A 23,620-nucleotide genomic window follows, 5' to 3' on the forward strand; every position below is an offset into this window, starting at 1 on the left:
GAGGCGCGGGAATAAAATCCCATTCAGACGCCGGATAGATTCAAGCAAGCCAACTTGTCGTCAAAATCGGTGTTGCAAAAACGGGAGTGACCATAGATTCCGTTTTACCCGCCCGTCGGAATTTCCAGCGTGAGTCGGCCGGCGTTTCGCCGAGGCTGATGCAGCTGTGGGCGCGCAGCTCTGCCGGCGTTTGCGGCGTGCCGTGCTGCAGCAAATAGTCCGCTGTGGCGCAGATCACGTGGGTCACCGGCATCAGCGGCTTGCCGTGTAGCCCGGGAGAGGGGCTGTGGGTAATACGCAGCGCCAGATCAATACCATCATCAATCAGATCCAGATAGCGGTCCTCAAGCCGCAGACAGACGTCCACGCCGGGGTAGCGGGTGAGAAATTCCGTCATCAACGGGTGAATCACAAAACGCCCGACGGCTTTTGGCACGCTGAGGGTCAGTTTTCCCTGCGCCACCTCCTGCGTACTGCTGGCGGAGTCCATCGCCAGGCGCGCCGATTCCAGCATCTCCTGCGCGTGCGCATACACCGTTTTTCCGGCATCGCTCAGGCGTAATTTACGCGTGCTGCGGTGCAGCAGCTTACAGCCCAGTTCGTGTTCCAGTCGCGAGACGCTGCGACTGACCGCCGAAGGCGTTGCCCCGGAAAGGCGGGCGACGGCAGAAAAACTGCCCTGGTCGACAATTTGCACGAACAGGGCAAGGTCGGGGAGTAAATTGAGATTCATTTGTGCCCGTGAAGCAAAAGTGCATTGATGGATGACGGGATTATCGCCATGCGTAATATCAATATACTGTCCTGACAGAGAAGAGGACAACCCCATGACTGAACGTCTTTATTACACCAGCGATGCGACCGAAGGCCGCGCGCGGGTACTGAGCTGCCTGGCCGAAGCCGACGGCCGCTATGCCATTGAGCTGGACCAGACCCTGTTTCACCCGCAGGGCGGCGGGCAACCGGCCGACCGCGGCTGGATTGACGGTATTGCCGTTGAAGGCGTGGTGGCGCGAGGCGACAGCGTCATGCACATTGTCGCACAACCGCTGCCGCCTGGAGAGGTGACGATTCGGGTGGATGACGCTGCCCGGCGTCTGCATTCGCGGCTGCACTCTGCGGGACATCTGATTGGCCTGGCGGGCGAAGGCGCCGGCTGGCATCCCATCAAAGCGCACCACTGGCCTGGAGAAGGGCGGATAACTTTCACCGCCACCGCGCCCGCCATCGTGCCGGAGGCCAGCGCGCTTCTGGCGACGATCGCGGGCTGGCAAGCGGAAAATCTGCCGCGGCATCTGGCTTATGAGGATGGGCTGCGGCAGGTCAGGTTTGGTCCATTACCGGCCTATCCCTGCGGCGGAACGCATGTTACCAGCCTGTCTGAGCTGGGTGTGGTGACGATCACCCAGGTGAAAATCAAAAAAGGCCAGCTGATCGTAAGTTATACGCTGGAGTGAGCGGCGACGCTGCCGAACTTTTGTGTGATATCAGTTACAAAGTCGCCCGGCCCCTCTGAGGTTAATCGATTAATCTGCTAGTCTGATCCTGTTGTTCTCCTCGGGCCGGAGACAAATATGAATCCTTCCTTTATTCAGCCACCGCAGGTGGTCTGGGCCAGCGGCGCACTTGCCGATGGCCCGTTGTTACGTAAATCAACGCGCATTGCGGATCTTGCGCGGGTATTCGCCGATGAGCGCGCGCGTCAGGGAATGGTGGGCGAGCTGGTCGTTTATGATGTGGAAATGCTTGATACCTCTTCAGCGGAAGGGGCGCTGTATACCGGCGTCACCCATCTTTATCCCGGGAAGGTGGGCAACGAGTATTTTATGACCCGCGGGCATTTCCATGCCCGTCGTGAACAAGGCGAAGTCTACTTTGGTCTGCGCGGGAGTGGTTTACTGCTGCTGCAAGATGAGCAAGGACAAGCGCGCTTTGAGCAGGTTTTTGCCGGGTCAGTACATATTATTCCGGGGTTTACCGCGCACCGGTTGATTAATACCGGTGGCGATACGCTTTCCGCGCTGGCGGTCTGGCCCGGCGTGGCGGGACACGATTACGCTGCGCTGGCAAACGGCTTTGCGCTGCGGGTCTTTGAAGAGAATCGGACTCTCCAGGTCAAGGCGGTGCAGAATGGCGAAATCTGACGGTTGTTACGGGCTGGATATGGCGATTCATCAGCGGCCGCTGGGTTTTAGCTACGGCAATGATGTCACCGGACCGATGCCGGAAATCCGTCGTCTCGATCAGATTCGCGCTTCGCTGCGCGATCCCCACTGTGAAGGGCCGGAGGAGGTGTATGCCATCGCCATGGATGTGGCGCGGATGCAGGATCGTGAAGAGCTGAAAAAACGGATGCTGCTGTTTGGCGTGGTGACCTATGCCGCCGGGCGACTGGGGGAAGAACCGATTCGCAGTCAGGGACATGTCCATCGCATCAGCCAGCACAGCGGCTGGTCGCCGCCGGAGCTGTATGAAATCTGGCAAGGGAAAGCCATCATCTACATGCAAGAGTACGTGGAGGACGACCCCGGACGCTGCTTTGCGGTCATCGCCGGGCCGGGAGAAAAGGTACTGGTACCGCCCGGCTGGGGGCATGCCACCATTTCGGCGAGCCAGGATGAACCCTTAACTTTTGGCGCATGGTGCGATCGCGAGTACGGTTTTGAATATGATGCCGTGCGCGCCCGAAAAGGGCTGGCCTGGTATCCGCTGCTGCAGGATGAACAGATTATCTGGTTGCATAATTCGCACTATATTCCCGGGCGGTTGCAGGCTATTACCCCCCGGCAGTATACGGAGTTTGGCATTACCTCCGCGCCAGTTTATCAACAGTTTATTGACGATCCTGCCCGCTTCCAGTTTATCTCCCGTCCGGATAAGACGGCGGAACTATGGCGGAATTTCCATCCATAGCACAACCGGGGCATAGCCCCGGTTTTTTTGACGTTGGGCGGATCTTCACGCGATCCGCTGCGTTCGCCCCGCTCTGCGCGACGCGAGCGGGGCGTTTTCACAACACCATCCGATATCAGCCGGCAAACAGACCGCTCACCACGCCGAGTGCGGCCAGTACCAGCAGCAGCACCATCGCTTTTACCGGTGAAACCCCGCGTTTGGCCATCAAATACCACGTCCCCAGCACCACCACCAGCGGCAGCAGCTGCGGGAAGATGCCATCCAGCATCTGCTGAACGTGAATATTGACCCCGTCTTTGGTGACGAATTCCAGCCCGGTTGCGAGTTTAACGTAGCTTGCCGCAACGCCGCCCATGACGAAAACACCCAGTAGCGACAAGGCTTCACGCAGGCGAGTAGACTGGCTGCTGACCAGCATCTCTACCGATCCGGAACCCATTTTGTAGCCTTTGAGAAACAGAAACCACGAGCCGGGAATAATGATGCCCAGCCAGGCGACGGTATAGAACAGCGGCCCGAGAATGCTGCCGCCGGCCGCCAGCGCCATACCGATACTCAGCAAAATCGGGATAAGCATGCCGGGGATCATTGAATCACCGATCCCGGCGATCGGCCCCATCAGGCCGACTTTCAGGGTGTTGATCGTTTCACCATCGATCGGTTCGCCGTTGGCTTTTTTCTCCTCCAGCCCCAGCGCCATACCGTTGACGATCGCGCCGATCTGCGGCTCGGTGTTATAGAACGATGCGTGACGGCGCAGCATTTCGGTGCGCTGGGCGGCATCGGGATAGAGTTTTTTCGCCACCGGCAGCATGCTCAGGCAAAAGCCGAAGGATTCCAGGCGTTCAAAGCTCATTGAGGACAGGTTGTGCATCATCCACGCGCGCCAGCAGCGGCGCAGGTCTTTGCGGGTCAGGGTACGTTCTTCCATCAGAATTCATCCTCATCATCGACGACCGGTTTTGCGCCAGTGCTCTGCTGCGGCTCCGGTTTGTAGTTGTAATGGATTAGCGCCAGCAGCGAGCCCACGATCACCAGCGCGACCATATTGAGCTTTAAAAAGACGATGCAGACGAAACCGACGAGAAAATAGATCAGCATGGTGTAGTTTTTGATGATCTGTTTGAGCAGGATAGCGATCCCCACCGCAGGCAGAATGCCGCCCAGCACATTCATCGTCGACAGAATGATTTTGGGCAAACTGTCCATAAAACTACTGATGTACTGCGCACCGAAATAGACGGCGATAAAAGTCGGTACGAAGCGTAAAACGAAGTTCGTGGCCTGGGGCCAGATGGCGCTGTTGAGATAAATTCCGCGTTCGTCGCCACGATCCAGCGCAACATCGGCCCGATGGTTCCAGAAAGAGTTCAGTACCATCATGGCGTTAAACAGAATGGTCCCGGCGATACCGATGGTGGCCGCCAGCGCTACCGCCACTTCCGGCCCTTTTCCTGACAGGATCCCGAGGGCGATGGCCGGGTAAGCGACAAAGTTAAGGTCGGCCGGCATCGACCCACCCGGTGTCACCATGGCGATATAGACGGCCTGGACCGCCACGCCGATCATAATGCCGGTTTTCACATCGCCGAGAATAAGCCCGACCAGCATGCCGGAAACCAGCGGCCGGGTGATCAGATACCAGCCGCCGGTCAGCCCTAAAAGCCAGGGGCTACTGAGGGCGCCCAGATAGCAAAGAAAGCCTATCAGTGTCGCTTCGATAATCATCATCCGCTCCTTATTTCAGCTTCTGCCGGGCGTCCTGCCAGCTGTAACAGCTGGCATCCGGGACCAGGCGGAATTCAACAAGATGTCCGTGCTGCACCAGCCAGTCAAAGGCGGCTATCTCCTCCGCGTTGACCGATTGATTCGGGCCAATGGTTCGGGTATCGGCGCGGGCGCTCATTGGACCAACGTTAATTTTGCCGTTGGCATTTTTCAGGCTGATACCGGCTTCTTCGATGCGCTGGAGCGTAACGGGGGATTTGCCAATCACGAAGTAACGCTTATCGCTGGCGATCACTTTGGGCAATTTTTCGATAGCTGTCGCGGTATCGAACAGCCAGACTTTGGTGTCCTGGACCGCGCCTTTCATCACTGATGAGAGCAGCGGATCGGCCGCGACGGCGTCGTCAATGGCGACGATACCATCGCAGGGCAGCTCTTTGGCCCAGCGTGTCACGAGCTGCCCATGAATAACGCGGTCGTCGATACGTACAAAAGAGATACTCATAGCGGTTTCCTTTAAAAATCATCGGACTGAACGGATATCGTCGGGGCGGCCATGACCAGTGTCGGTACGGTTAACGCCAGCAGCTGTGCGGCAGCATCGTGCACATCCGTTAAATGGTGAACCTCGTCGCTTTGCAGCAGCATCGGGAAATTGACCCCCGCTACGACGGCGACCGGGGGGATCGTCTGAGTGGAAAACGCGTGCTGGCAGGCGATGTTCCACGGCGTACCGCTTTGCATATCGCACAGCACCAGCACGCCATCGGCGTTTTGTCCGGCGCTGGCCAGCGTGCGGGCGAAATCCTGTCTGAAGCCTTCAATGCCAGCCTGCTCGTCGAGCGTCACGGCGAAAACATGTGGTAATTCGCCGTAAACCATGCGGCCGCTTGCAAGCAGGGCGTTCGCCAGCGGGCCGTGGGTGGCAACTATTACGTTGATCATGCGCTTATCCTCTTACCCAGGCTTTAATGGTGGCGAGCGGCTGTCCTGTGCCTTTGCCCGACGGTGAAATACGATACTCGCCCACTGCGGCGGGAATAATAAAGGTCTCGGCATAGTGGACGACGAAAGGCGCGAAGGCGCCGCTCGGGCTGTCAACGATGGCCTCATCACCTTCGACCAGGTTGAGAACGTTCACCCCGCCCTGAGTATGATGAGTCACCGGCGCGGTGAACCAGTGGCGGCGGGTTTCGATAAATTCACGCTCGTGCATCCCGGTCCGTTCTTCACGCCAGCCTTCGCCTTCGGCCACGGGTTCGACCTGGTTTACCAGGTTGTCGGCAACCCAGCGGGTGTCGCGCTGCCAGTCGATAACCTGCTCACCGTGCTCCAGATGGACGGGGCGCGGCAGGCCATCTAAACCTAAACGTCCCCAGTCCCACAGCTTGAAGGTAAAAATGTACGGCGTGGCGCTGATTTCGAGGACCATCGTGCCGCTGCCCGAGCAGTGAACCGTGCCGGCAGGGATCAGGAAGTGATCGTGCTTACGGGCCGGGATCTGGTTAACAAAGCGGGCATCGTCGAAGGTTTTTTCCCCGCGGGCCGCGGCCTTAAGATCGTCCAGCATCGCCTGCGGTTCGGTTCCGGTTTTGGTTCCCAGATAGACCACCGCCTGCGGTTCCGCTTCGAGAATGTAATAACTTTCATCCTGGGTGTAGTGCATACCAAACTGCTGCTGGATGTACTCGGTGACGGGATGAACCTGGAAGCTCAGGTTCTGGCCGCCGATGGTGTCGAGAAAATCAAAGCGGATGGGAAATTCAGCGCCAAACCGGGCGTGAACCTTCTCGCCAAGCAGCGCGCGAGGATGAAGTAAGACCAGGTTTTGTGAGGGGATCTCGATCCGCACCTGACCAAAGCGCAGTAACAGGCTGTTTTCCTCGGGCACGCAATCAAAACACCATGCGTAATTGGGCGCGGCGGGATCGAGATCGAATTGCTGTTTCATCCACTGGCCGCCCCAGATGCCGGGATCGAAGAACGGGGCGACGCGGAACGGACGGGTGGTGGTTTGCTGGAGGGCGGCGCGCAGCGCTTCGCCGCTGACCAGCGTCGGTGACTCTTTTTGCGTGGTATCGAGCAGATAGTCGGCGCGTTTGAGCAGCGGTGTTTTGTGGCGATCGAAGACGCGCCATTCGATAAAAAAGGCGCGCTTATAGCGACGGAGGATGTCCTCGTCCTGGTTGTCCGCCCCCCAGTTCCCGAGGCCGTCATGGCGCATGCGCTGCTGAATTTCCCAGCGCGGCATATCGGCATAGACCAGCACATCGCCCGGATGAACGAGCGCGGCGCCGGGACCATAAATAACGATGAGGCCTTCGGTCACGGCATCGACCTGCTGGCGCAACTGATGTAACTTGTCGGCGTTAAAAAACTCTTCCAGATGATGACAGGAGAGAACCCCAAAAACACGGTCATCGGTCAGGTTACGCGCCAGCAAATCGTGGAGCGCCTGTTCATCGCGGCGGGCGGATTCGACGTTCAGCACCCGCGTAGCGTTCAGCGACGGCAGCAGTCGCTGCTCCAGTTCGTCAAGCCGGACGCCGGGATAGCAGTCCACAACCAGCACGGTTCTGGAGGCGGCTGAAGCCCTGAGGAGAAGCGTCGCAGAGAGGGATTCCCAGCCCTGCCAGGCCTGGTCGTCATAACCCTGAACCGTCACTTCAGGGAATTTATCATAGGTCGTTTGCATTATCTGTCTCCGTATTGGCTAAATAAAGATTAATCGATTAACCTTATTTTGATAGTGTGGTTAACGCGATTAACCCGCCATAATGCGCAAGTAAAGCGACAAAATGGGCGTTATTGTGAGTCCTGTCACAAGGAAAAATGCAATTTTTAGGTTATTCGATTAACCTTCGGTAAACGAACGGGAGAGATCATGACAACAGTGACGCTGGCACAGGTGGCTGAACGGGCAGGAGTATCTACGGCCACCGTTTCGATGGTATTGCGTAACCGCGGGCGGATTTCGCAAGCTACGCGCGAACGAGTGCTGAAGGCGCTGGATGAAACTGGCTATGTCTACAATCAGACCGCCGCCAATCTGCGTAATCGCAGCAGCAACCAGGTTGGACTGCTGCTGCATGACATCACCAACCCGTTTTACGGTGAGATGACGGCAGGCTTAAGCCATGAAATGGAGCGGCATGATTTGCTGTTATTCCTGGCAAACAGCGAAGAGTCAGGCGAGCGGCAGCAAAAGTTTGTCGACTCGCTGATGCGCAATAGCGCCTGCGGCATGGTGCTGTGCGCGGCGCGGGAAACGCCGGCCTCATTTTTTGATGCGCTGAAAAGACGCAATATTCCCGCCATTATGGTGGTGCGCCCGCTCAGCGATCCGGATTTTGATTTTGTCGGTACCGATAACTTTCTCGGCACGCAGATGGCCACGGCGCACTTGCTGAAAATGGGCCACCGACAGATTGCCTTTATCGGCGGCAGCCTGAGTTCTGGTACTCGGGCACAGCGTATTGGCGGATTCACCAGTACGCTCCTCGAGAGCGGGCTCTCGCCGCGGCCGGAGTGGATCGTCACGGCCCAGGCCAGCCAGATCGACGGCGCGAAAGTGGCCGAAGCGCTGCTGACCCGCTATCCGCAAATCACGGCCGCAGTTTGTTACCAGGACATTGTCGCGCTGGGCGTGATGCAGGCGCTGCGTAAAACCGGGCGTGAGCCGGGCCGTGATTTTGCGCTGGTGGGATTTGACGATATTACCGAAGCCGCGCTGGTTCAGCCGGCGTTGACGACCGTTTCGGTGGCGGCGAAGGAGATTGGCCGCAAAGCCGGCGAACTGCTGTATAGCCGCATTCAGGGCAATGATGAACCGCCGAAACGCATTATTTTGCCGCCGGCGCTGGTGGTCCGCGAATCCTGTGGTTTTCGGCACAGGGTTAACGCTCCGGGCGAGTGAGAAACGACGCCGGCGTATAGTTTTTACTGATATCGAACGCCGTTTGTCATAAATTTCTAATTATCGGTGTTTTACAGTAGCGGCTCATCGACGGGCTGGTTAATCTGGAAACAATTTACGTTAAGTTAACAAAAGAGAATAGCTATGCATGATGCACAAATCCGCGTGGCCATCGCAGGCGCGGGCGGCCGGATGGGACGCCAGTTAATTCAGGCCGTACAGCAGATGGACGGCGTGGCGCTGGGCGCGGCGCTGGAGCGTGAAGGTTCTTCCCTCCTTGGCAGCGATGCCGGTGAGCTGGCCGGTGCCGGTAAAGCCGGTGTCACGGTGCAAAGCAGTCTTGCGGCGGTCAAAGATGATTTTGATGTGCTGATCGATTTCACCCGCCCGGAAGGGACGTTAAACCACCTTGCTTTCTGTCGCGAACACGGCAAAGGGATGGTGATTGGTACCACCGGTTTTGATGAGGCCGGGAAACAGGCCATTCGCGATGCGGCGCAGGAGATTGCGATCGTTTTCGCGGCCAACTTCAGCGTTGGCGTCAACGTCCTGTTAAAGCTGCTGGAAAAAGCGGCGAAGGTGATGGGCGACTACACCGATATCGAAATTATTGAAGCGCACCACCGTCACAAAGTGGACGCACCGTCAGGCACCGCGCTGGCGATGGGCGAGGCGATTGCCGGCGCACTGAACAAAGATCTGAAGGATTGCGCGGTCTACAGCCGTGAAGGCCATACCGGCGAACGCGTCCCGGGGACCATTGGCTTTGCCACCGTGCGCGCCGGAGATATCGTCGGCGAGCATACCGCCATGTTTGCCGATATTGGTGAGCGTATTGAAATCAGCCACAAGGCATCCAGCCGGATGACTTTTGCTAATGGTGCCGTTCGTTCTGCATTGTGGTTAAAAGATAAGAAATCAGGCCTTTTCGACATGCGTGATGTGCTTGAGCTCAATGCTTTATAAGTTTTATTACCCATCGTGATGTGGTTATTGCATTCAATATGTAATTGATTGCAAAGGGCAATATTTTATTGCCCTTTTTATTTTTCATCATTTCATCAATTAAAATTGATGAAATAGCTATAATATTAAACTATCCCTCCATTTTTTGTTGTGTTATTGTAAATTTTGACCATCTGGTCTACTTTTTTGTTCCTGCGCGCGCTGTTTTGCAATCTTCCTGGTCCGCAAGCGTTTTCTCTGCATAGTTTGTTGATCTTTTTGCCTGCTAACGCAGTGCTGAGAGGTCAGTGACGTAAAAAGAGATAAAAAATATCGGCTTTAAGTTGACTTTTACCCGACATCTCTCCAGAATGCCGCCGTTTGCCAGAAATCCATAGGTAAGCAAATTTGCATTGATTCATGTCATGCACATGCATTAATATGCAAATAAAGTGAGTGAATATTCTCTGGAGGGTGTTTTGATTAAGTCAGCGCTATTGGTTCTGGAAGACGGAACCCAGTTTCACGGTCGGGCCATCGGGGCAACGGGCACGGCGGTTGGGGAAGTCGTTTTCAATACTTCAATGACCGGTTATCAAGAAATCCTCACTGATCCTTCCTATTCCCGCCAAATTGTCACTCTTACTTATCCCCATATTGGTAATGTCGGCACCAACGACAGCGATGAAGAATCTTCTCAGGTACATGCGCAGGGTCTGGTCATTCGCGACCTGCCGCTGATTGCCAGCAACTTCCGCAATACCGAAGACCTCTCTTCTTACCTCAAGCGCCATAACATCGTGGCGATTGCCGATATCGATACCCGTAAGCTGACGCGTTTGCTGCGTGAAAAAGGCGCACAGAACGGCTGCATCATCGTGGGTGATAACCTGGATGCGCAGCTGGCGCTGGAAAAAGCCAAAGCGTTCCCAGGCCTGAACGGCATGGACCTGGCGAAAGAAGTCACCACTTCAGAAACCTACAGCTGGACGCAAGGCAGCTGGACGCTGGCGGGCGACCTGCCGGAAGCGAAGGCGGAAAGCGAGCTGCCGTTCCACGTTGTGGCCTACGATTTTGGCGCTAAACGCAACATTCTGCGCATGCTGGTTGACCGCGGCTGCCGCCTGACGGTGGTGCCGGCGAAAACCTCCGCCGAAGAGGTGCTGAAGATGAATCCGGACGGTATCTTCCTGTCCAACGGCCCTGGCGACCCGGCGCCGTGCGATTACGCCATTACCGCGATTGAGAAATTCCTCGAGACCGATATTCCGGTATTCGGCATCTGCCTCGGCCATCAGCTGCTGGCGCTGGCGAGCGGTGCGAAGACCGTTAAGATGAAGTTCGGCCACCACGGCGGCAACCACCCGGTTAAAGATATCGATAATAATGTGGTGATGATTACCGCCCAGAACCACGGTTTTGCGGTCGACGAAGCCTCCATGCCGGCTAACCTGCGCGTGACCCACAAGTCGCTGTTCGACGGGACGCTGCAGGGCATCCACCGCACGGACAAACCGGCGTTTAGCTTCCAGGGCCACCCGGAAGCGAGCCCAGGCCCGCACGATGCCGCGCCGTTGTTCGACCATTTTATTGCATTAATTGAGCAGTACCGCCAGTCCGCGAAATAATCAGGAGAAAAGAGCCATGCCAAAACGTACAGACATAAAAAGCATCCTGATTCTTGGCGCTGGCCCGATCGTTATCGGCCAGGCTTGCGAATTTGACTACTCTGGCGCTCAGGCCTGTAAGGCCCTACGCGAAGAAGGTTACCGTGTCATTCTGGTGAACTCCAACCCGGCCACCATCATGACCGACCCGGAAATGGCCGATGCGACCTATATTGAGCCGATTCACTGGGAAGTCGTGCGCAAAATTATCGAAAAAGAGCGTCCGGATGCGGTACTGCCGACCATGGGCGGTCAGACGGCGCTGAACTGCGCGCTGGAGCTGGAACGTCAGGGCGTGCTGGCCGAATTCGGCGTCACCATGATCGGCGCTACCGCTGACGCGATTGATAAAGCGGAAGACCGCCGTCGCTTCGATGTGGCAATGAAGAAAATCGGTCTGGATACCGCGCGTTCCGGCATTGCGCACACCATGGAAGAAGCGCTGGCGGTGGCCGCAGACGTGGGCTACCCATGCATCATCCGTCCGTCTTTCACCATGGGCGGCACCGGCGGCGGTATCGCTTACAACCGTGAAGAGTTCGAAGAAATTTGTGCCCGCGGGCTGGACCTCTCTCCGACCAACGAACTGCTGATTGATGAATCGCTGATCGGCTGGAAAGAGTACGAAATGGAAGTGGTGCGTGATAAGAACGATAACTGCATCATCGTCTGCTCGATCGAAAACTTCGACGCCATGGGGATCCACACCGGCGATTCCATTACCGTCGCGCCGGCGCAAACCCTGACCGATAAAGAATACCAGGTGATGCGTAATGCATCGATGGCGGTGCTGCGTGAAATTGGCGTGGAAACCGGGGGCTCTAACGTTCAGTTCTCCGTTAACCCGAAAGACGGCCGTCTGATTGTTATCGAAATGAACCCGCGCGTATCACGCTCCTCCGCGCTGGCATCGAAAGCGACCGGTTTCCCGATTGCCAAAGTGGCGGCCAAGCTGGCGGTCGGCTACACCCTCGATGAGCTGATGAACGACATCACCGGTGGCCGTACGCCGGCCTCGTTCGAACCGTCCATCGACTATGTCGTGACCAAGATTCCCCGCTTCAACTTCGAAAAATTCGTTGGCGCTAACGACCGTCTGACTACTCAGATGAAATCCGTGGGCGAAGTGATGGCGATTGGCCGCACCCAGCAGGAATCCCTGCAGAAAGCGCTGCGCGGCCTGGAAGTGGGGGCTACCGGTTTCGACCCGAAAGTCAGTCTCGACGACCCGGAAGCGCTGACCAAAATTCGCCGTGAGCTGAAAGATGCCGGCGCCGAGCGTATCTGGTACATCGCCGATGCGTTCCGCGCGGGGCTGTCCGTGGACGGCGTCTTCAACCTGACCAACATCGACCGCTGGTTCCTGGTACAAATTGAAGAGCTGGTCCGTCTGGAAGAGAAAGTGGCTGACCTCGGCATCACCGGTCTGACGCCTGACTTCCTGCGCCAGCTGAAGCGCAAAGGCTTTGCCGACGCGCGTCTGGCCAAACTGGCGGGCGTTCGTGAAGGCGAAATCCGCAAGCTGCGCGACCAGTACAACCTGCACCCGGTCTACAAGCGTGTGGATACCTGCGCGGCGGAATTCGCCACCGATACCGCCTATATGTACTCCACCTATGAAGACGAGTGTGAAGCGAACCCGTCCGTTGACCGCGATAAAATCATGGTCCTCGGCGGCGGCCCGAACCGTATCGGCCAGGGTATCGAATTTGACTACTGCTGCGTACATGCTTCGCTGGCGCTGCGCGAAGACGGTTACGAGACCATTATGGTTAACTGTAACCCGGAAACCGTCTCTACCGACTACGACACCTCCGACCGTCTGTACTTTGAGCCGGTGACGCTGGAAGACGTGCTGGAAATCGTCCGCATCGAGAAGCCGAAGGGCGTTATCGTCCAGTACGGCGGCCAGACGCCGCTGAAACTGGCGCGTGCGCTGGAAGCGGCTGGCGTACCGGTTATCGGTACCAGCCCGGATGCGATTGACCGTGCCGAAGACCGTGAACGTTTCCAGCAGGCGGTTGACCGTCTGAAGCTGAAACAGCCGGCGAACGCGACCGTAACGACCATTGAGATGGCCGTTGAGAAGGCGAAAGAGATTGGCTACCCGCTGGTGGTGCGCCCGTCCTACGTCCTGGGCGGGCGGGCGATGGAAATCGTCTACGACGAAGCCGACCTGAAGCGCTACTTCCAGACCGCGGTCAGCGTCTCGAACGACGCACCGGTTCTGCTGGATCGCTTCCTTGACGATGCGGTCGAGGTCGACGTTGATGCTATCTGCGACGGCGAAATGGTGCTGATTGGTGGCATCATGGAGCACATCGAGCAGGCGGGCGTGCACTCCGGCGACTCCGCATGTTCTCTGCCGGCCTACACCCTGAGCAAGGAAATTCAGGATGTGATGCGTGAGCAGGTACAGAAGCTGGCCTTTGAACTGCAGGTCCGTGGCCTGATGAACGTCCAGTTCGCGGTGAAAAACAATGAAGTGTACCTGATTGAAGTGAACCCGCGTGCGGCGCGTACCGTCCCGTTCGTCTCGAAAGCCACCGGCGTCCCGCTGGCCAAAGTCGCGGCGCGCGTGATGGCTGGCCAGACTCTGGCACAGCAGGGCGTAACCAAAGAAATTATCCCGCCGTACTACTCGGTGAAAGAAGTGGTGCTGCCGTTCAACAAATTCCCGGGCGTTGACCCGCTGTTAGGGCCAGAAATGCGCTCTACCGGGGAAGTGATGGGCGTGGGCCGTACTTTTGCCGAAGCGTTCGCTAAAGCGCAGCTCGGCAGCAGCTCCACGATGAAAAAACAGGGGCGCGCGCTGCTCTCCGTTCGCGAAGGCGACAAAGAGCGTGTTGTTGACCTGGCGGCGAAACTGCTGAAGTTCGGCTTCGAACTGGATGCGACTCACGGTACCGCGATTGTGCTGGGTGAGGCGGGGATCAACCCACGTCTGGTGAACAAGGTGCATGAAGGTCGTCCGCACATTCAGGACCGTATCAAGAATGGCGAATACACCTACATCATCAACACCACCGAAGGTCGTCAGGCGATTGAAGACTCCAAGCTGATTCGCCGCAGCGCCCTGCAGTACAAAGTGCATTACGACACCACCCTGAACGGCGGTTTCGCGACGGCGATGGCGCTCAACGCTAACGCCATCGAGAAAGTGACCTCGGTTCAGGAAATGCACGCGCAAATTAAAAAGTAAGCCGCCTCGTTAATACCGGGTCGCGGAACAACAAGGGCTGACGAGAAATCGTCGGCCTTTTTTTATCCGCGCCATCTTCGGAGAGTTCTGCTTTTCACTGCCCGTCTGGTGAGGCTAACTATAGTTAGCATCATAACGATATCAATTGACGGAAAGACAGGAGGATACAATGCGGAACAAAATTCTGATGGCATCCGCGCTGGCGGCGACGGCAATGGTGTTTGTGGCGGGCTGTTCATCGAACCAGTCGCTGAAAACGACCGACGGTAAAACGATCGTCACTGATGGTAAGCCGCAGGTGGATGATGACACCGGTATGGTGTCATACAAAAATGCGGAAACCGGCCGGACTGAACAGATCAATCGCGATCAGGTGAAGTCGATGGACGAACTGGATAACTAAGGGTTATCCGGGGCCCCGCGAAGGATCTCGTGGGGCTGAGTACGGCGGGACAGCTACAGCAGAGCGTTATCTATCTTAACGATAATTTTGCGCAGCGGCGCGCCGGCATCCATCGCGCCCATCGGACGGTGCAGTTCGCCCGGAAACAAAATGGCCAGCTCTTCCGGGTACAGATGAATCAGTGTTTCGCTGCTGATTGCCTCACAAAAGCCAATATCGTGGGCCTCCTTGAACGGCCCGTCCGGCGCGATCGGCAGACCTTTGTTACCGGCACCGATTATCTCAACGCCCGCCAGGACAATATGAATATCAATATACTGACGATGAAATTCCGGGCGCTGCTCCGACAGCGGGCGCGTCTGGCCCTCGACGACGGTAAAGAACAGGTTATCGCCATCGACCGTATATTTGCCCGGAGGCAGGGTGTGGGGATCCTGCTGCGCAACGGCCTGTAGCGCTTTTTTAATCACCGCTGGATAGAACGCATTTTTGGCGGCGGCGCTTAAGGTATCGATAATCATGCCGGGACTCCCTGTAGTGGGTGAGGGTCAAGTAAGGTGATGGATTGCGCGACGATAGTCGCCACGTCGGGGGCGATATCAACGGCGATGATATCGCGCTCGCTGGCGTCCGGCGTTTCCAGGGCGGCAAACTGGCTGCGCAGCAGCGCTTCCGGCATAAAGTGGCCTTTACGCTGCTGCATCCGCTGCAGAATGCACTCATAGTCGCCGGTCAGCCACAGAAAACGCAGGTTGTCGCTGCCTTCACGCAGACGGTCGCGATAGCGTTTTTTCAGCGCCGAGCAGACCAGCACGCCGGATTCATTCTTTTGCTCCAGGCTGAAAATCACGTCGGCAATCCGCTCCAGCCAGGGCCGGCGATCGTCATCATCGAGCGGCTGGCTGGCGGCCATTTTGACAATATTCTGCCGTGGATGCAGATCGTCGCCATCGATGAACTTCGCGCCAAGCGCCTGGGCCAGCGCCTGCCCGACGGTGGTTTTGCCGGTGCCTGAAACGCCCATCAAAATAATGCATTGCCCTGCCATAATGCGCTCCTTAATCAGACGGCAACCAGCATGCCGCCGTCGACAAACAACAGATGACCATTGACGAAATCGGATGCTCTGGAGGAGAGGAACACCGCCGCACCGACCAGCTCTTGCGGATCGCCCCAGCGGTTGGCAGGCGTGCGTTTGCACAACCAGTCGGTAAAGGCGCGATCGTCCACCAGTGCCTGGGTCATGGCGGTTTTAAAGTAGCCCGGTGCGATGCCGTTGACCTGAATGTTATAGCGCGCCAGCTCGACGCACATGCCGCGGGTCAGCATTTTGACCGCCCCTTTGGCGGCGGCATAAGGCGTAATGGTGTCGCGTCCCAGCTCGCTCTGCATGGAACAGATATTGACGATTTTTCCGCGCTGACGGCTGACCATGCGTTTAGCCACGGCCTGCGAAACCAGAAATACCGCGGTCTGGTTAACGGAAATAACATCATTCCACTCCTGGACCGGAAATTCGGTAAACGGATGGCGTCGCTGAATACCCGCATTATTGAATAACACATCAATAGCGCCGGTTTCTTCTTCGATTTTAGCAATCGCATTTTCGACCGCATCGGCATCGGTCACATTAAATACGGCCGAATGGGCAATCGCACCTTCATCACGTAATTTCATCACCGCATCATCTGCCCGGGACGCTGAAATATCGTTGATAATAATTTCTGCGCCATATTGTGCAAGGCCTTGCGCCATGACAAAACCAATGCCTTGTCCTGCGCCAGTAATTAAAATACGTTTGCCTTGTAAGCTGAAAAGATCTTTCATCTTGATATCCTGATTAACGGCTGAATATAAATGATGCTGGGCGTTTTAATTCCTGACTGGCAAAAAACAAACCGCAACAACCTGTGCTCTATATCACGGATTTTCGCCGCTTAAATCTGTGATGGAGATCACTCAAAATAGTGTTACGAAAAGGGGTTACGTTAAACGTGAAGCCGCGTGGAAATTACCGCTGCTCAAGGGGTTAACGGGGGAAGGGTTCGATTCTCTTTTTCTTCAGCGGCAGGCATAATGGCCTGATGCAGTGGATGTATTTGACGGGTCGATAGATGAAAGCACAACGCATTACGCTCAATGATATTGCAGCGCTGGCTGGCGTAACCAAAATGACCGTCAGCCGCTATTTACGTACGCCGGATAAAGTAAAACCGGAGACGGCGGAGCGTATCGCCAGCGTGATTGCGGAAATTGGTTACGAGCCCGATCCCGACAATCCGGCGATGACCAGCGTCGCCGTCCCGCGCATCGGCGTGCTGATTCCCTCTTTTCATAATCAAATCTTCGCCGACCTGCTGGCCGGCATCGAGTCGGTGACCGCGGCTCATGGCTATCAGACGCTGGTGGTCAATTACGATTACGACCGCCAGCGTGAAGAGGAGCAGATTGCCGCCGTACTGGCCTTTCATGTCAAAGGCTTGCTGCTGACTGAGTCGCTCCATACGCTGCGGGCGGACAAATACCTCAATGCGGCGAAAATCCCGATCGCGGAGGTGATGGGACTGGCGGAGAACCCGGGGCGAATCAACGTCGGGTTTGACAACTTCAAAGCCGGTTTTGACATGACCACGATGCTGCTGGCGAGCGGCAAGCGGCACATTATCTATTTTGGGTCGATGTCCGATGTCCGCGATGAGCAGCGCTACGCCGGCTATTGTCAGGCGATGGAGAATGCCGGACTGCCGACGGGGCGCATTGCCCCCAATAAGGTGTCGTCGGTGTCGATTGGCACCGGCATGATGAATCTGGCGCGACAGATGTACGCCGCTATGGACGGGATTCTCTGCACTAATGATGACCTGGCGGTGGGCGTGTTACAGGAGTGCCTTGCATCGGGTATCGCGGTGCCGCAGGAGCTGGCGATCGCCGGTTTTCATGGTCTGGAGATTGGCCAGATCGTCACCCCGCGGCTGGCAAGCGTTCTGACCCCACGTTATGAAATGGGTAAGGTGGCCACTGAGATTTTAATTAAGAAAATCAAAGGACTACCAACCATAGAGAAAGTCGATCTGCACTATCGCCTGTCGATGGGCGAAACCATTTAATCCTGCCTGAACGGCGGCGCAGCCCTGTTAGCAGAACGTTAATGCTTCGTCGCTTGTCCCCGCGTAAAACCGGGTTTTTGTCTTAGCGATCACGGACACCGTAACAGCAATTTTTAACACGATTCAGCGTGATGCAGATCGCAAAACGTTCGGCTAAAAAACCGTTTGATAGTGGCTACCGTCGTAATGAACCGTCAAACAGGTGATCTGATGAAGAGTACTATTACCCGCGCCATCCTCTTAGTGGCCCCCGTTATTGATGCCTTGCAGGAACAGCTGGCGGCCGACTTCCCGCTGCTGCGTCTGTACGAGCAGGAGGATCCCATCGGTTTTCTGCGTGAGCAGGGAGAGAATATTGCAGCCGTTGTCACCCGAGGGGATATCGGAGTGCAGAACAGCGTCCTCGAACTGCTGCCGCACGTGGGTCTGATTGCCATTTTCGGCGTGGGCACCGATGCGGTGGATTTAGAGTATGTTCGCTCCCGGCAGATTCAGGTTTCCATCACTTCCGGCGTGCTGACTAACGACGTGGCGGACCTGGCAATGGGGCTGCTGCTGGCCGGTTCCCGCAATCTGTGTCAGGGCGATCGTTTTGTACGAGAAGGCCGCTGGGAGAAGGGGGGCATGCCGCTGGCCACCCAGGTGAGCGGTAAACGTATCGGCCTGCTGGGGATGGGCAATATTGGTCAGGCGATTGCCCGCCGCGCCCGCGGTTTCGATATGCAGGTGCTTTACCATGACCGTAAACCGGTTCCGGGGCTGGATTACCAGTGGTGCGCCGATCTGCATACCCTGGCCCATGAGAGTGATTTTCTGGTGCTTGCCGCCTCCGGCGGTGAAGCAAACCGCGGGCTGATCGATTTTTCAGTCTTCAACGTCATGCCGAAACATGCGTGGCTGATTAATATCGCTCGCGGTTCGCTGGTGGATGAAAAGGCGTTGATTCAGGCGTTACAAAACGGTGTTATCGCCGGCGCTGCCCTCGACGTTTTTGAAGATGAGCCTCATGTCCCGGCAGCATTGATCGCGCTGGATAATGTGGTGTTGCAACCGCACGTGGCCAGCGCCACCCATGAAACCCGACAGAAAATGAGCGAAGTGGTTTTTGCAAACGTCACCGCTTATTTCTCCGGTAACGTATTGCCGAATGCCATTAATTAATGTCCATCTCTTATTTCTGTGCCCGGCTCTAATTTAATGACAACAATAACCTCTGCATAGAGAGTACGAAATATGAATGATAAAATTCCCAGCACCCGCTGGCTGCGTATTATCACGCCGGTGTTGATTGCCTGTATTATTTCGTTTATGGATCGGGTGAATATTAGTTTTGCTTTGCCCGGTGGCATGGAAGCTGATTTAGGTATTACCAGTCAAATGGCCGGTGTGGCCAGCGGAATATTTTTTATTGGTTATTTATTTCTGCAAATACCCGGCGGGCGTATTGCGGTAAATGGCAGCGGTAAACGCTTTATTGCGTGGTCGCTGATGGCCTGGGCGGTGGTGTCGATTGCCACCGGTTTTGTGACCCATGAATATCAATTGCTGGTGCTGCGCTTTATTCTCGGCGTATCCGAAGGCGGGATGCTACCGGTGGTGCTGACGATGGTCAGCAACTGGTTCCCGGAAAAAGAGCTGGGGCGGGCCAATGCCTTCGTCATGATGTTTGCTCCGCTGGGCGGCATGCTGACCGCACCGGTCTCCGGGGCGATTATTGCCGCGCTCGACTGGCGCTGGCTGTTTATTATCGAAGGCCTGCTGTCCGTGGTGGTGCTGGCGGTGTGGTGGTTTATGATCAGCGACCGTCCGGAAGAGGCGCGCTGGCTGCCGGAGGCAGAGCGCCACTATCTGGTTACCACGCTGGCCGCAGAGCGGGCGGCAAAGCTGGCGGAAGATGCGGTCAGCAATGCACCGGTCAAAGATGTTTTCCGCAATAGCGGGCTGATGAAACTGGTTATCCTTAACTTCTTTTATCAGACCGGCGATTACGGTTACACCCTGTGGCTGCCGACTATTCTGAAGGGCCTGACCGGCGGCAGTATGGCCAGCGTCGGCTTCCTGGCGGTGCTGCCGTTTGTGGCCACGCTGGCGGGCATTTATGTGATTTCGCTGTTCAGCGATCGCAGCGGCAAACGTCGCCTGTGGGTACGCTTCTCGCTCTACAGCTTCGCTGCGGCGCTGGTGGCCTCGGTGGTACTGCGTGAGCACGTTGTGGCGGCCTATATTGCGCTGGTGATTTGCGGTTTCTTCCTTAAGTCGGCGACCAGCCCGTTCTGGTCGATGCCGGGGCGTATCGCGGCCGCGGAAGTCGCCGGTAGCGCACGGGGTGTGATTAACGGCCTGGGCAATCTCGGCGGCTTCTGCGGTCCTTATCTGGTTGGGGTGATGATCTATCTGTATGGCCAGAACGTGGCGGTCTGCGCGCTGGCAGGATCGCTCATCATCGCCGGGACCATGACCTTCCTGCTGCCGAAACGCTGCGATCTTGAGATCGGCGAGCCCGCTGCCGTCGTCAGCAAGCAGCCGCGAAATGCCTGAAGGGTATTGAGATAAAAGCAGGTTGTGATTGTAAGCACTTCGATTAACTGACTACACTCTTGCTGATTACAACGAGAGTTAACGCAGGCTAATCAATGATTCTGATAATTTATGCCCATCCCTATCCGCATCACTCGCATGCGAATAAGCGGATGCTTGAGCAGGCAAGGACGCTGGATGGCGTAGAAATACGCTCCCTCTATCAACTTTACCCCGATTTTAATATCGACGTCGCCGCCGAACAGGCGGCGCTGGCGCGAGCCGAGCTGATTATCTGGCAGCATCCGATGCAGTGGTACAGTGTGCCGCCGCTAATGAAACTGTGGATGGATAAAGTGCTGTCGCACGGCTGGGCCTACGGGCATAACGGCATCGCCCTGCGCGGTAAATCGCTGTTGTGGGCGGTGACCACCGGCGGCGGCGAGAGCCACTTTGATATCGGCGCATTTCCCGGGTTTGATGTGCTTTCCCAACCGCTCCAGGCGACCGGTCTGTACTGTGGAATGAAGTGGCTGCCACCTTTCGCCATGCACTGCACGTTTATCTGCGACGATGAAACCCTTCAGGCGCAGGCGCGCCGCTACCGACAACGCCTGATCGAATGGCAGGAGACGCATCATGGATAGCCATACGCTGATACAGGCGCTGATTTATCTGGGATCCGCCGCGCTGATTGTGCCGATCGCCGTGCGCCTTGGTTTGGGGTCGGTGCTCGGCTATCTGATTGCCGGCTGTATTATCGGGCCGTGGGGGCTGAGGCTGGTGACCGACGCCGAGGCGATTTTGCACTTTGCCGAAATCGGCGTGGTCCTGATGCTGTTTGTCATTGGTCTGGAACTCGACCCGCAGCGCCTGTGGAAGCTGCGCGCGTCGGTGTTTGGCGGCGGCGCCTTGCAGATGGTGGTGTGCGGCGCGCTGATTGGCCTGTTCTGCATGTTGCTGGGGATGCGCTGGCAGGTGGCGGAGCTAATCGGCATGACGCTGGCGCTGTCGTCGACGGCGATCGCCATGCAGGCGATGAACGAACGTAATCTGACGGTCTCACAGCTGGGGCGGAGCGCATTTGCCGTCCTGCTGTTTCAGGATATCGCGGCGATCCCGCTGGTGGCGATGATCCCGCTGCTGGCCGCCAGCGGTGGCTCCACGACGCTGGCGGCATTTGCCCTGTCCGCGCTTAAGGTGGCTGGCGCGCTGGTCCTGGTGGTGGCGCTCGGCCGCTATGTGACCCGTCCGGTACTGCGCTTCGTGGCCCGTTCCGGTCTGCGCGAAGTGTTCAGCGCCGTAGCCCTGTTCCTGGTCTTCGGCTTTGGCCTGTTGCTGGAGGAGGTTGGACTGTCGATGGCGATGGGGGCCTTCCTCGCCGGCGTGTTGCTGGCGAGCTCGGAATATCGCCACGCGCTGGAAAGCGACATCGAGCCGTTTAAGGGGCTGCTGCTGGGGCTGTTCTTCATTGGCGTCGGGATGTCGATTGATTTCGGTACCCTGATGAGCCATCCGCTGCGCATTCTGGTTTTACTGGTCGGCTTCCTGATCATTAAAGGCGCGATGCTGTGGCTGATTGCGAAGCCGCTCGGGGTGCCGCGCGCCCAGCGCCGCTGGTTTGCGGTTCTGCTGGGGCAGGGGAGTGAGTTTGCCTTTGTGGTCTTCGGCACGGCGCAGATGGCCGACGTACTGGATAGCGACTGGGCGAAAGCGTTGACGCTGGCGGTGGCGCTGTCAATGGCGGCAACGCCGATCCTGCTGGTGCTGTTGACCCGCCTGGAGAAATCATCCGGCGGCCAGGAACGCGAAGCGGATGAGATTGATGAAGAGCAGCCGCGGGTGATTATCGCCGGCTTCGGCCGTTACGGGCAGATCGCCGGTCGTGTGCTGCTCTCCGGCGGGGTGAAGATGGTGATCCTCGATCACGATCCTGACCACGTGGATACGCTGCGTAAATTTGATATGAAAGTGTTTTACGGCGATGCCACGCGCGTGGATATGCTGGAGTCTGCGGGGGCGGCAAAAGCCGAGGTGCTGATCAATGCGATTGACGATCCGCAGGTCAGTCTGCAGCTGGTTGAGCTGGCAAAAGAGCATTTCCCGCATCTGCAGATTATCTCCCGCGCCCGCGATGTGGATCACTATATCCAGCTGCGTCAGGCCGGCGTGGAGGCCCCGGAGCGTGAAACCTTCGAGGCGGCGCTGAAATCCGGGCGAACGGCGCTGGAGGCTCTGGGCCTCGGCGCTTATGAAGCGCGCGAGCGCGCCGACCTGTTTCGTCGCTTCAACCAGAAAATGGTGGAGGAGATGGTGGCGATGGCGGAAAACGACGCGGCTTCCCGCCTGGCGGTCTTTAAACGCACCAGCGACATGCTGACCACCATTATTAACGAGGATCGCAATCATCTGTCGTTGGTTCAGCGGCATGGCTGGCAGGGAACGGAAGAGGGGAGACACACCGGAGATATTGCCGATGAACCGGAGAGTAAACCTTCTGCCTGAGTCGTGAGGCTGCCGTTACGTTTTGTTTACAGTTAACATTTTGTTTTCAATTTAGATCCTCAGCAGGCGGCTCACGTAGCTTACGTGGGCCCGCCTGCAAATCCGAAAATTTTCTTATTCTTTACTCTCCGCGCAGTCGACGAAGTATTACGCTTTACGTATAGTGGCGGCAATTTTTTGCATTCGGGAAATTTTCAATGATCAGTCTGATTGCGGCGTTAGCGGTAGATCGCGTCATTGGTATGGAAAACGCCATGCCATGGGACCTGCCTGCCGATCTCGCCTGGTTTAAACGTAATACCTTAAACAAGCCGGTGGTGATGGGGCGTCTGACCTGGGAGTCTATTGGTCGCCCGCTGCCGGGGCGTAAGAATATCGTTATCAGCAGCCAGCCGGGCACCGACGATCGCGTGCAGTGGGTGAAGTCGGTTGATGAAGCGATCGCCGCCTGCGGCGACGTTGAAGAGATAATGGTGATCGGCGGCGGTCGTGTCTATGAGCAGTTCCTGCCGAAGGCCCGGAAGCTTTATCTGACGCACATTGATGCCGAAGTGGAAGGGGATACCCATTTCCCGGACTACGATCCGGACCAGTGGGAGTCGGTATTCAGCGAATTTCACGATGCCGATGCGCAGAACTCGCATAGCTACTGCTTCGAGATTCTCGAACGTCGCTGATGGCATTCCGGGCAGCGCGTAGCGTTGGCCGGGGCAA

The 23,620-nt window shown here is 56.9% G+C and carries 22 protein-coding genes and 1 pseudogene; 14 read left to right on the top strand and 9 right to left on the bottom strand.

Going from position 1 to position 23,620, the window contains the following annotated elements; all coding sequences use genetic code 11:
* Window positions 1-85: 85 nt before the first annotated feature.
* Window positions 86-733: pseudogene (locus BV390_RS14580) on the bottom strand (LysR family transcriptional regulator); the annotation flags it as partial.
* Window positions 734-827: 94 nt separating this feature from the next.
* Between BV390_RS14580 and BV390_RS14585 the strand changes: the two are divergent.
* The 3 genes from BV390_RS14585 (at window position 828) to BV390_RS14595 (ending at window position 2,913) form a co-directional block, all read left to right on the top strand.
* Window positions 828-1,457: an alanyl-tRNA editing protein gene (locus tag BV390_RS14585; RefSeq protein ID WP_085397062.1), complete on the top strand. Its 630-nt coding sequence runs from the start codon at window positions 828-830 to the stop codon at window positions 1,455-1,457.
* A gap of 117 nt (window positions 1,458-1,574) precedes the next feature.
* The gene (locus BV390_RS14590; RefSeq protein ID WP_032689535.1) at window positions 1,575-2,144 is read left to right on the top strand and encodes a glucose-6-phosphate isomerase family protein; all 570 of its coding nucleotides are present in this window, start codon (window positions 1,575-1,577) and stop codon (window positions 2,142-2,144) included.
* Window positions 2,131-2,913 (top strand): glucose-6-phosphate isomerase family protein, encoded by a 783-nt coding sequence (locus BV390_RS14595; protein WP_032689534.1) that lies wholly within the window; start codon window positions 2,131-2,133, stop codon window positions 2,911-2,913. Before BV390_RS14590 ends, BV390_RS14595 begins: the two co-directional genes overlap by 14 nt.
* 115 nt (window positions 2,914-3,028) lie before the next feature.
* Here the strand turns inward: BV390_RS14595 and BV390_RS14600 are convergent, their stop codons facing one another.
* Genes BV390_RS14600 through BV390_RS14620 form a run of 5 tightly spaced genes read right to left on the bottom strand, consistent with a single transcriptional unit; the run spans window position 3,029 to window position 7,339 of the window.
* The gene (locus BV390_RS14600; RefSeq protein WP_032697237.1) at window positions 3,029-3,847 is read right to left on the bottom strand and encodes a PTS system mannose/fructose/sorbose family transporter subunit IID; all 819 of its coding nucleotides are present in this window, start codon (window positions 3,845-3,847) and stop codon (window positions 3,029-3,031) included.
* Window positions 3,847-4,644 carry a PTS mannose/fructose/sorbose/N-acetylgalactosamine transporter subunit IIC gene (locus BV390_RS14605; RefSeq protein ID WP_004857742.1) on the bottom strand — a complete coding sequence of 266 codons (798 nt, stop codon included), beginning with the start codon at window positions 4,642-4,644 and terminating at the stop codon, window positions 3,847-3,849. The genes BV390_RS14600 and BV390_RS14605 overlap by 1 nt, the downstream gene beginning before the upstream one ends.
* 10 nt (window positions 4,645-4,654) lie before the next feature.
* Window positions 4,655-5,149, bottom strand: a complete 495-nt coding sequence (locus BV390_RS14610) for a PTS sugar transporter subunit IIB (protein WP_064384837.1) — start codon at window positions 5,147-5,149, stop codon at window positions 4,655-4,657.
* Between the two features lie 11 nt (window positions 5,150-5,160).
* Window positions 5,161-5,589: a PTS sugar transporter subunit IIA gene (locus tag BV390_RS14615; protein WP_032689529.1), complete on the bottom strand. Its 429-nt coding sequence runs from the start codon at window positions 5,587-5,589 to the stop codon at window positions 5,161-5,163.
* Between the two features lie 4 nt (window positions 5,590-5,593).
* A complete protein-coding gene (locus BV390_RS14620; RefSeq protein WP_064384840.1) occupies window positions 5,594-7,339 on the bottom strand; it encodes a class I mannose-6-phosphate isomerase in 1,746 nt (581 codons plus the stop codon).
* Window positions 7,340-7,528: 189 nt separating this feature from the next.
* Here BV390_RS14620 and BV390_RS14625 point away from each other — a divergent pair, with 189 nt between their 5' ends.
* The 5 genes from BV390_RS14625 (at window position 7,529) to BV390_RS14645 (ending at window position 14,777) form a co-directional block, all read left to right on the top strand.
* Window positions 7,529-8,560 (top strand): LacI family DNA-binding transcriptional regulator, encoded by a 1,032-nt coding sequence (locus tag BV390_RS14625; protein ID WP_032689526.1) that lies wholly within the window; start codon window positions 7,529-7,531, stop codon window positions 8,558-8,560.
* Between the two features lie 144 nt (window positions 8,561-8,704).
* Complete coding sequence (dapB, locus tag BV390_RS14630; protein WP_032689525.1) at window positions 8,705-9,526, top strand: 4-hydroxy-tetrahydrodipicolinate reductase; 822 nt, start codon at window positions 8,705-8,707, stop codon at window positions 9,524-9,526.
* Window positions 9,527-9,984: 458 nt separating this feature from the next.
* Entirely contained in the window at window positions 9,985-11,133 is a 1,149-nt protein-coding gene (carA, locus tag BV390_RS14635) for a glutamine-hydrolyzing carbamoyl-phosphate synthase small subunit (RefSeq protein ID WP_032689524.1), read from the top strand.
* Window positions 11,134-11,149: 16 nt separating this feature from the next.
* Window positions 11,150-14,374: a carbamoyl-phosphate synthase large subunit gene (carB, locus tag BV390_RS14640; RefSeq protein ID WP_032689523.1), complete on the top strand. Its 3,225-nt coding sequence runs from the start codon at window positions 11,150-11,152 to the stop codon at window positions 14,372-14,374.
* 169 nt (window positions 14,375-14,543) lie between these two features.
* Window positions 14,544-14,777: a YgdI/YgdR family lipoprotein gene (locus tag BV390_RS14645; protein ID WP_032689522.1), complete on the top strand. Its 234-nt coding sequence runs from the start codon at window positions 14,544-14,546 to the stop codon at window positions 14,775-14,777.
* A 53-nt stretch (window positions 14,778-14,830) separates the two neighbouring features.
* On the opposite strand, the gene BV390_RS14650 is transcribed toward BV390_RS14645, so the two are convergent.
* The 3 genes from BV390_RS14650 to idnO are packed head-to-tail and all read right to left on the bottom strand — an operon-like array spanning window position 14,831 to window position 16,604.
* Window positions 14,831-15,298: a NanQ anomerase/TabA/YiaL family protein gene (locus BV390_RS14650; protein ID WP_032689521.1), complete on the bottom strand. Its 468-nt coding sequence runs from the start codon at window positions 15,296-15,298 to the stop codon at window positions 14,831-14,833.
* Window positions 15,295-15,825 carry a gluconokinase gene (locus tag BV390_RS14655; RefSeq protein WP_032698183.1) on the bottom strand — a complete coding sequence of 177 codons (531 nt, stop codon included), beginning with the start codon at window positions 15,823-15,825 and terminating at the stop codon, window positions 15,295-15,297. Before BV390_RS14655 ends, BV390_RS14650 begins: the two co-directional genes overlap by 4 nt.
* A 14-nt stretch (window positions 15,826-15,839) precedes the next feature.
* Window positions 15,840-16,604, bottom strand: a complete 765-nt coding sequence (idnO, locus tag BV390_RS14660; RefSeq protein ID WP_032689519.1) for a gluconate 5-dehydrogenase — start codon at window positions 16,602-16,604, stop codon at window positions 15,840-15,842.
* 287 nt (window positions 16,605-16,891) lie between these two features.
* Here idnO and BV390_RS14665 point away from each other — a divergent pair, with 287 nt between their 5' ends.
* From BV390_RS14665 to folA, 6 genes are all read left to right on the top strand, one after another.
* On the top strand, window positions 16,892-17,884 hold the full coding sequence (locus BV390_RS14665; RefSeq protein WP_032689518.1) for a LacI family DNA-binding transcriptional regulator: 993 nt from the start codon (window positions 16,892-16,894) through the stop codon (window positions 17,882-17,884).
* Window positions 17,885-18,094: 210 nt separating this feature from the next.
* Entirely contained in the window at window positions 18,095-19,045 is a 951-nt protein-coding gene (locus tag BV390_RS14670) for a 2-hydroxyacid dehydrogenase (RefSeq protein ID WP_077267068.1), read from the top strand.
* A 72-nt stretch (window positions 19,046-19,117) separates the two neighbouring features.
* On the top strand, window positions 19,118-20,422 hold the full coding sequence (locus BV390_RS14675) for an MFS transporter (RefSeq protein ID WP_032689516.1): 1,305 nt from the start codon (window positions 19,118-19,120) through the stop codon (window positions 20,420-20,422).
* Window positions 20,423-20,517: 95 nt separating this feature from the next.
* A complete protein-coding gene (gene kefF / locus BV390_RS14680) occupies window positions 20,518-21,048 on the top strand; it encodes a glutathione-regulated potassium-efflux system oxidoreductase KefF (RefSeq protein WP_032697241.1) in 531 nt (176 codons plus the stop codon).
* Window positions 21,041-22,906, top strand: coding sequence for a glutathione-regulated potassium-efflux system protein KefC (gene kefC / locus BV390_RS14685; protein WP_064384842.1), 1,866 nt, complete (start codon window positions 21,041-21,043; stop codon window positions 22,904-22,906). The genes kefF and kefC overlap by 8 nt, the downstream gene beginning before the upstream one ends.
* Window positions 22,907-23,103: 197 nt before the next feature.
* Window positions 23,104-23,583 carry a type 3 dihydrofolate reductase gene (gene folA / locus BV390_RS14695; RefSeq protein ID WP_004857778.1) on the top strand — a complete coding sequence of 160 codons (480 nt, stop codon included), beginning with the start codon at window positions 23,104-23,106 and terminating at the stop codon, window positions 23,581-23,583.
* The last annotated feature ends 37 nt before the right edge of the window (window positions 23,584-23,620 follow it).

It is taken from the genome of Klebsiella sp. YJ (assembly GCF_002108615.1).
GTDB classification, from domain to species: Bacteria; Pseudomonadota; Gammaproteobacteria; order Enterobacterales; family Enterobacteriaceae; genus Klebsiella; species Klebsiella planticola.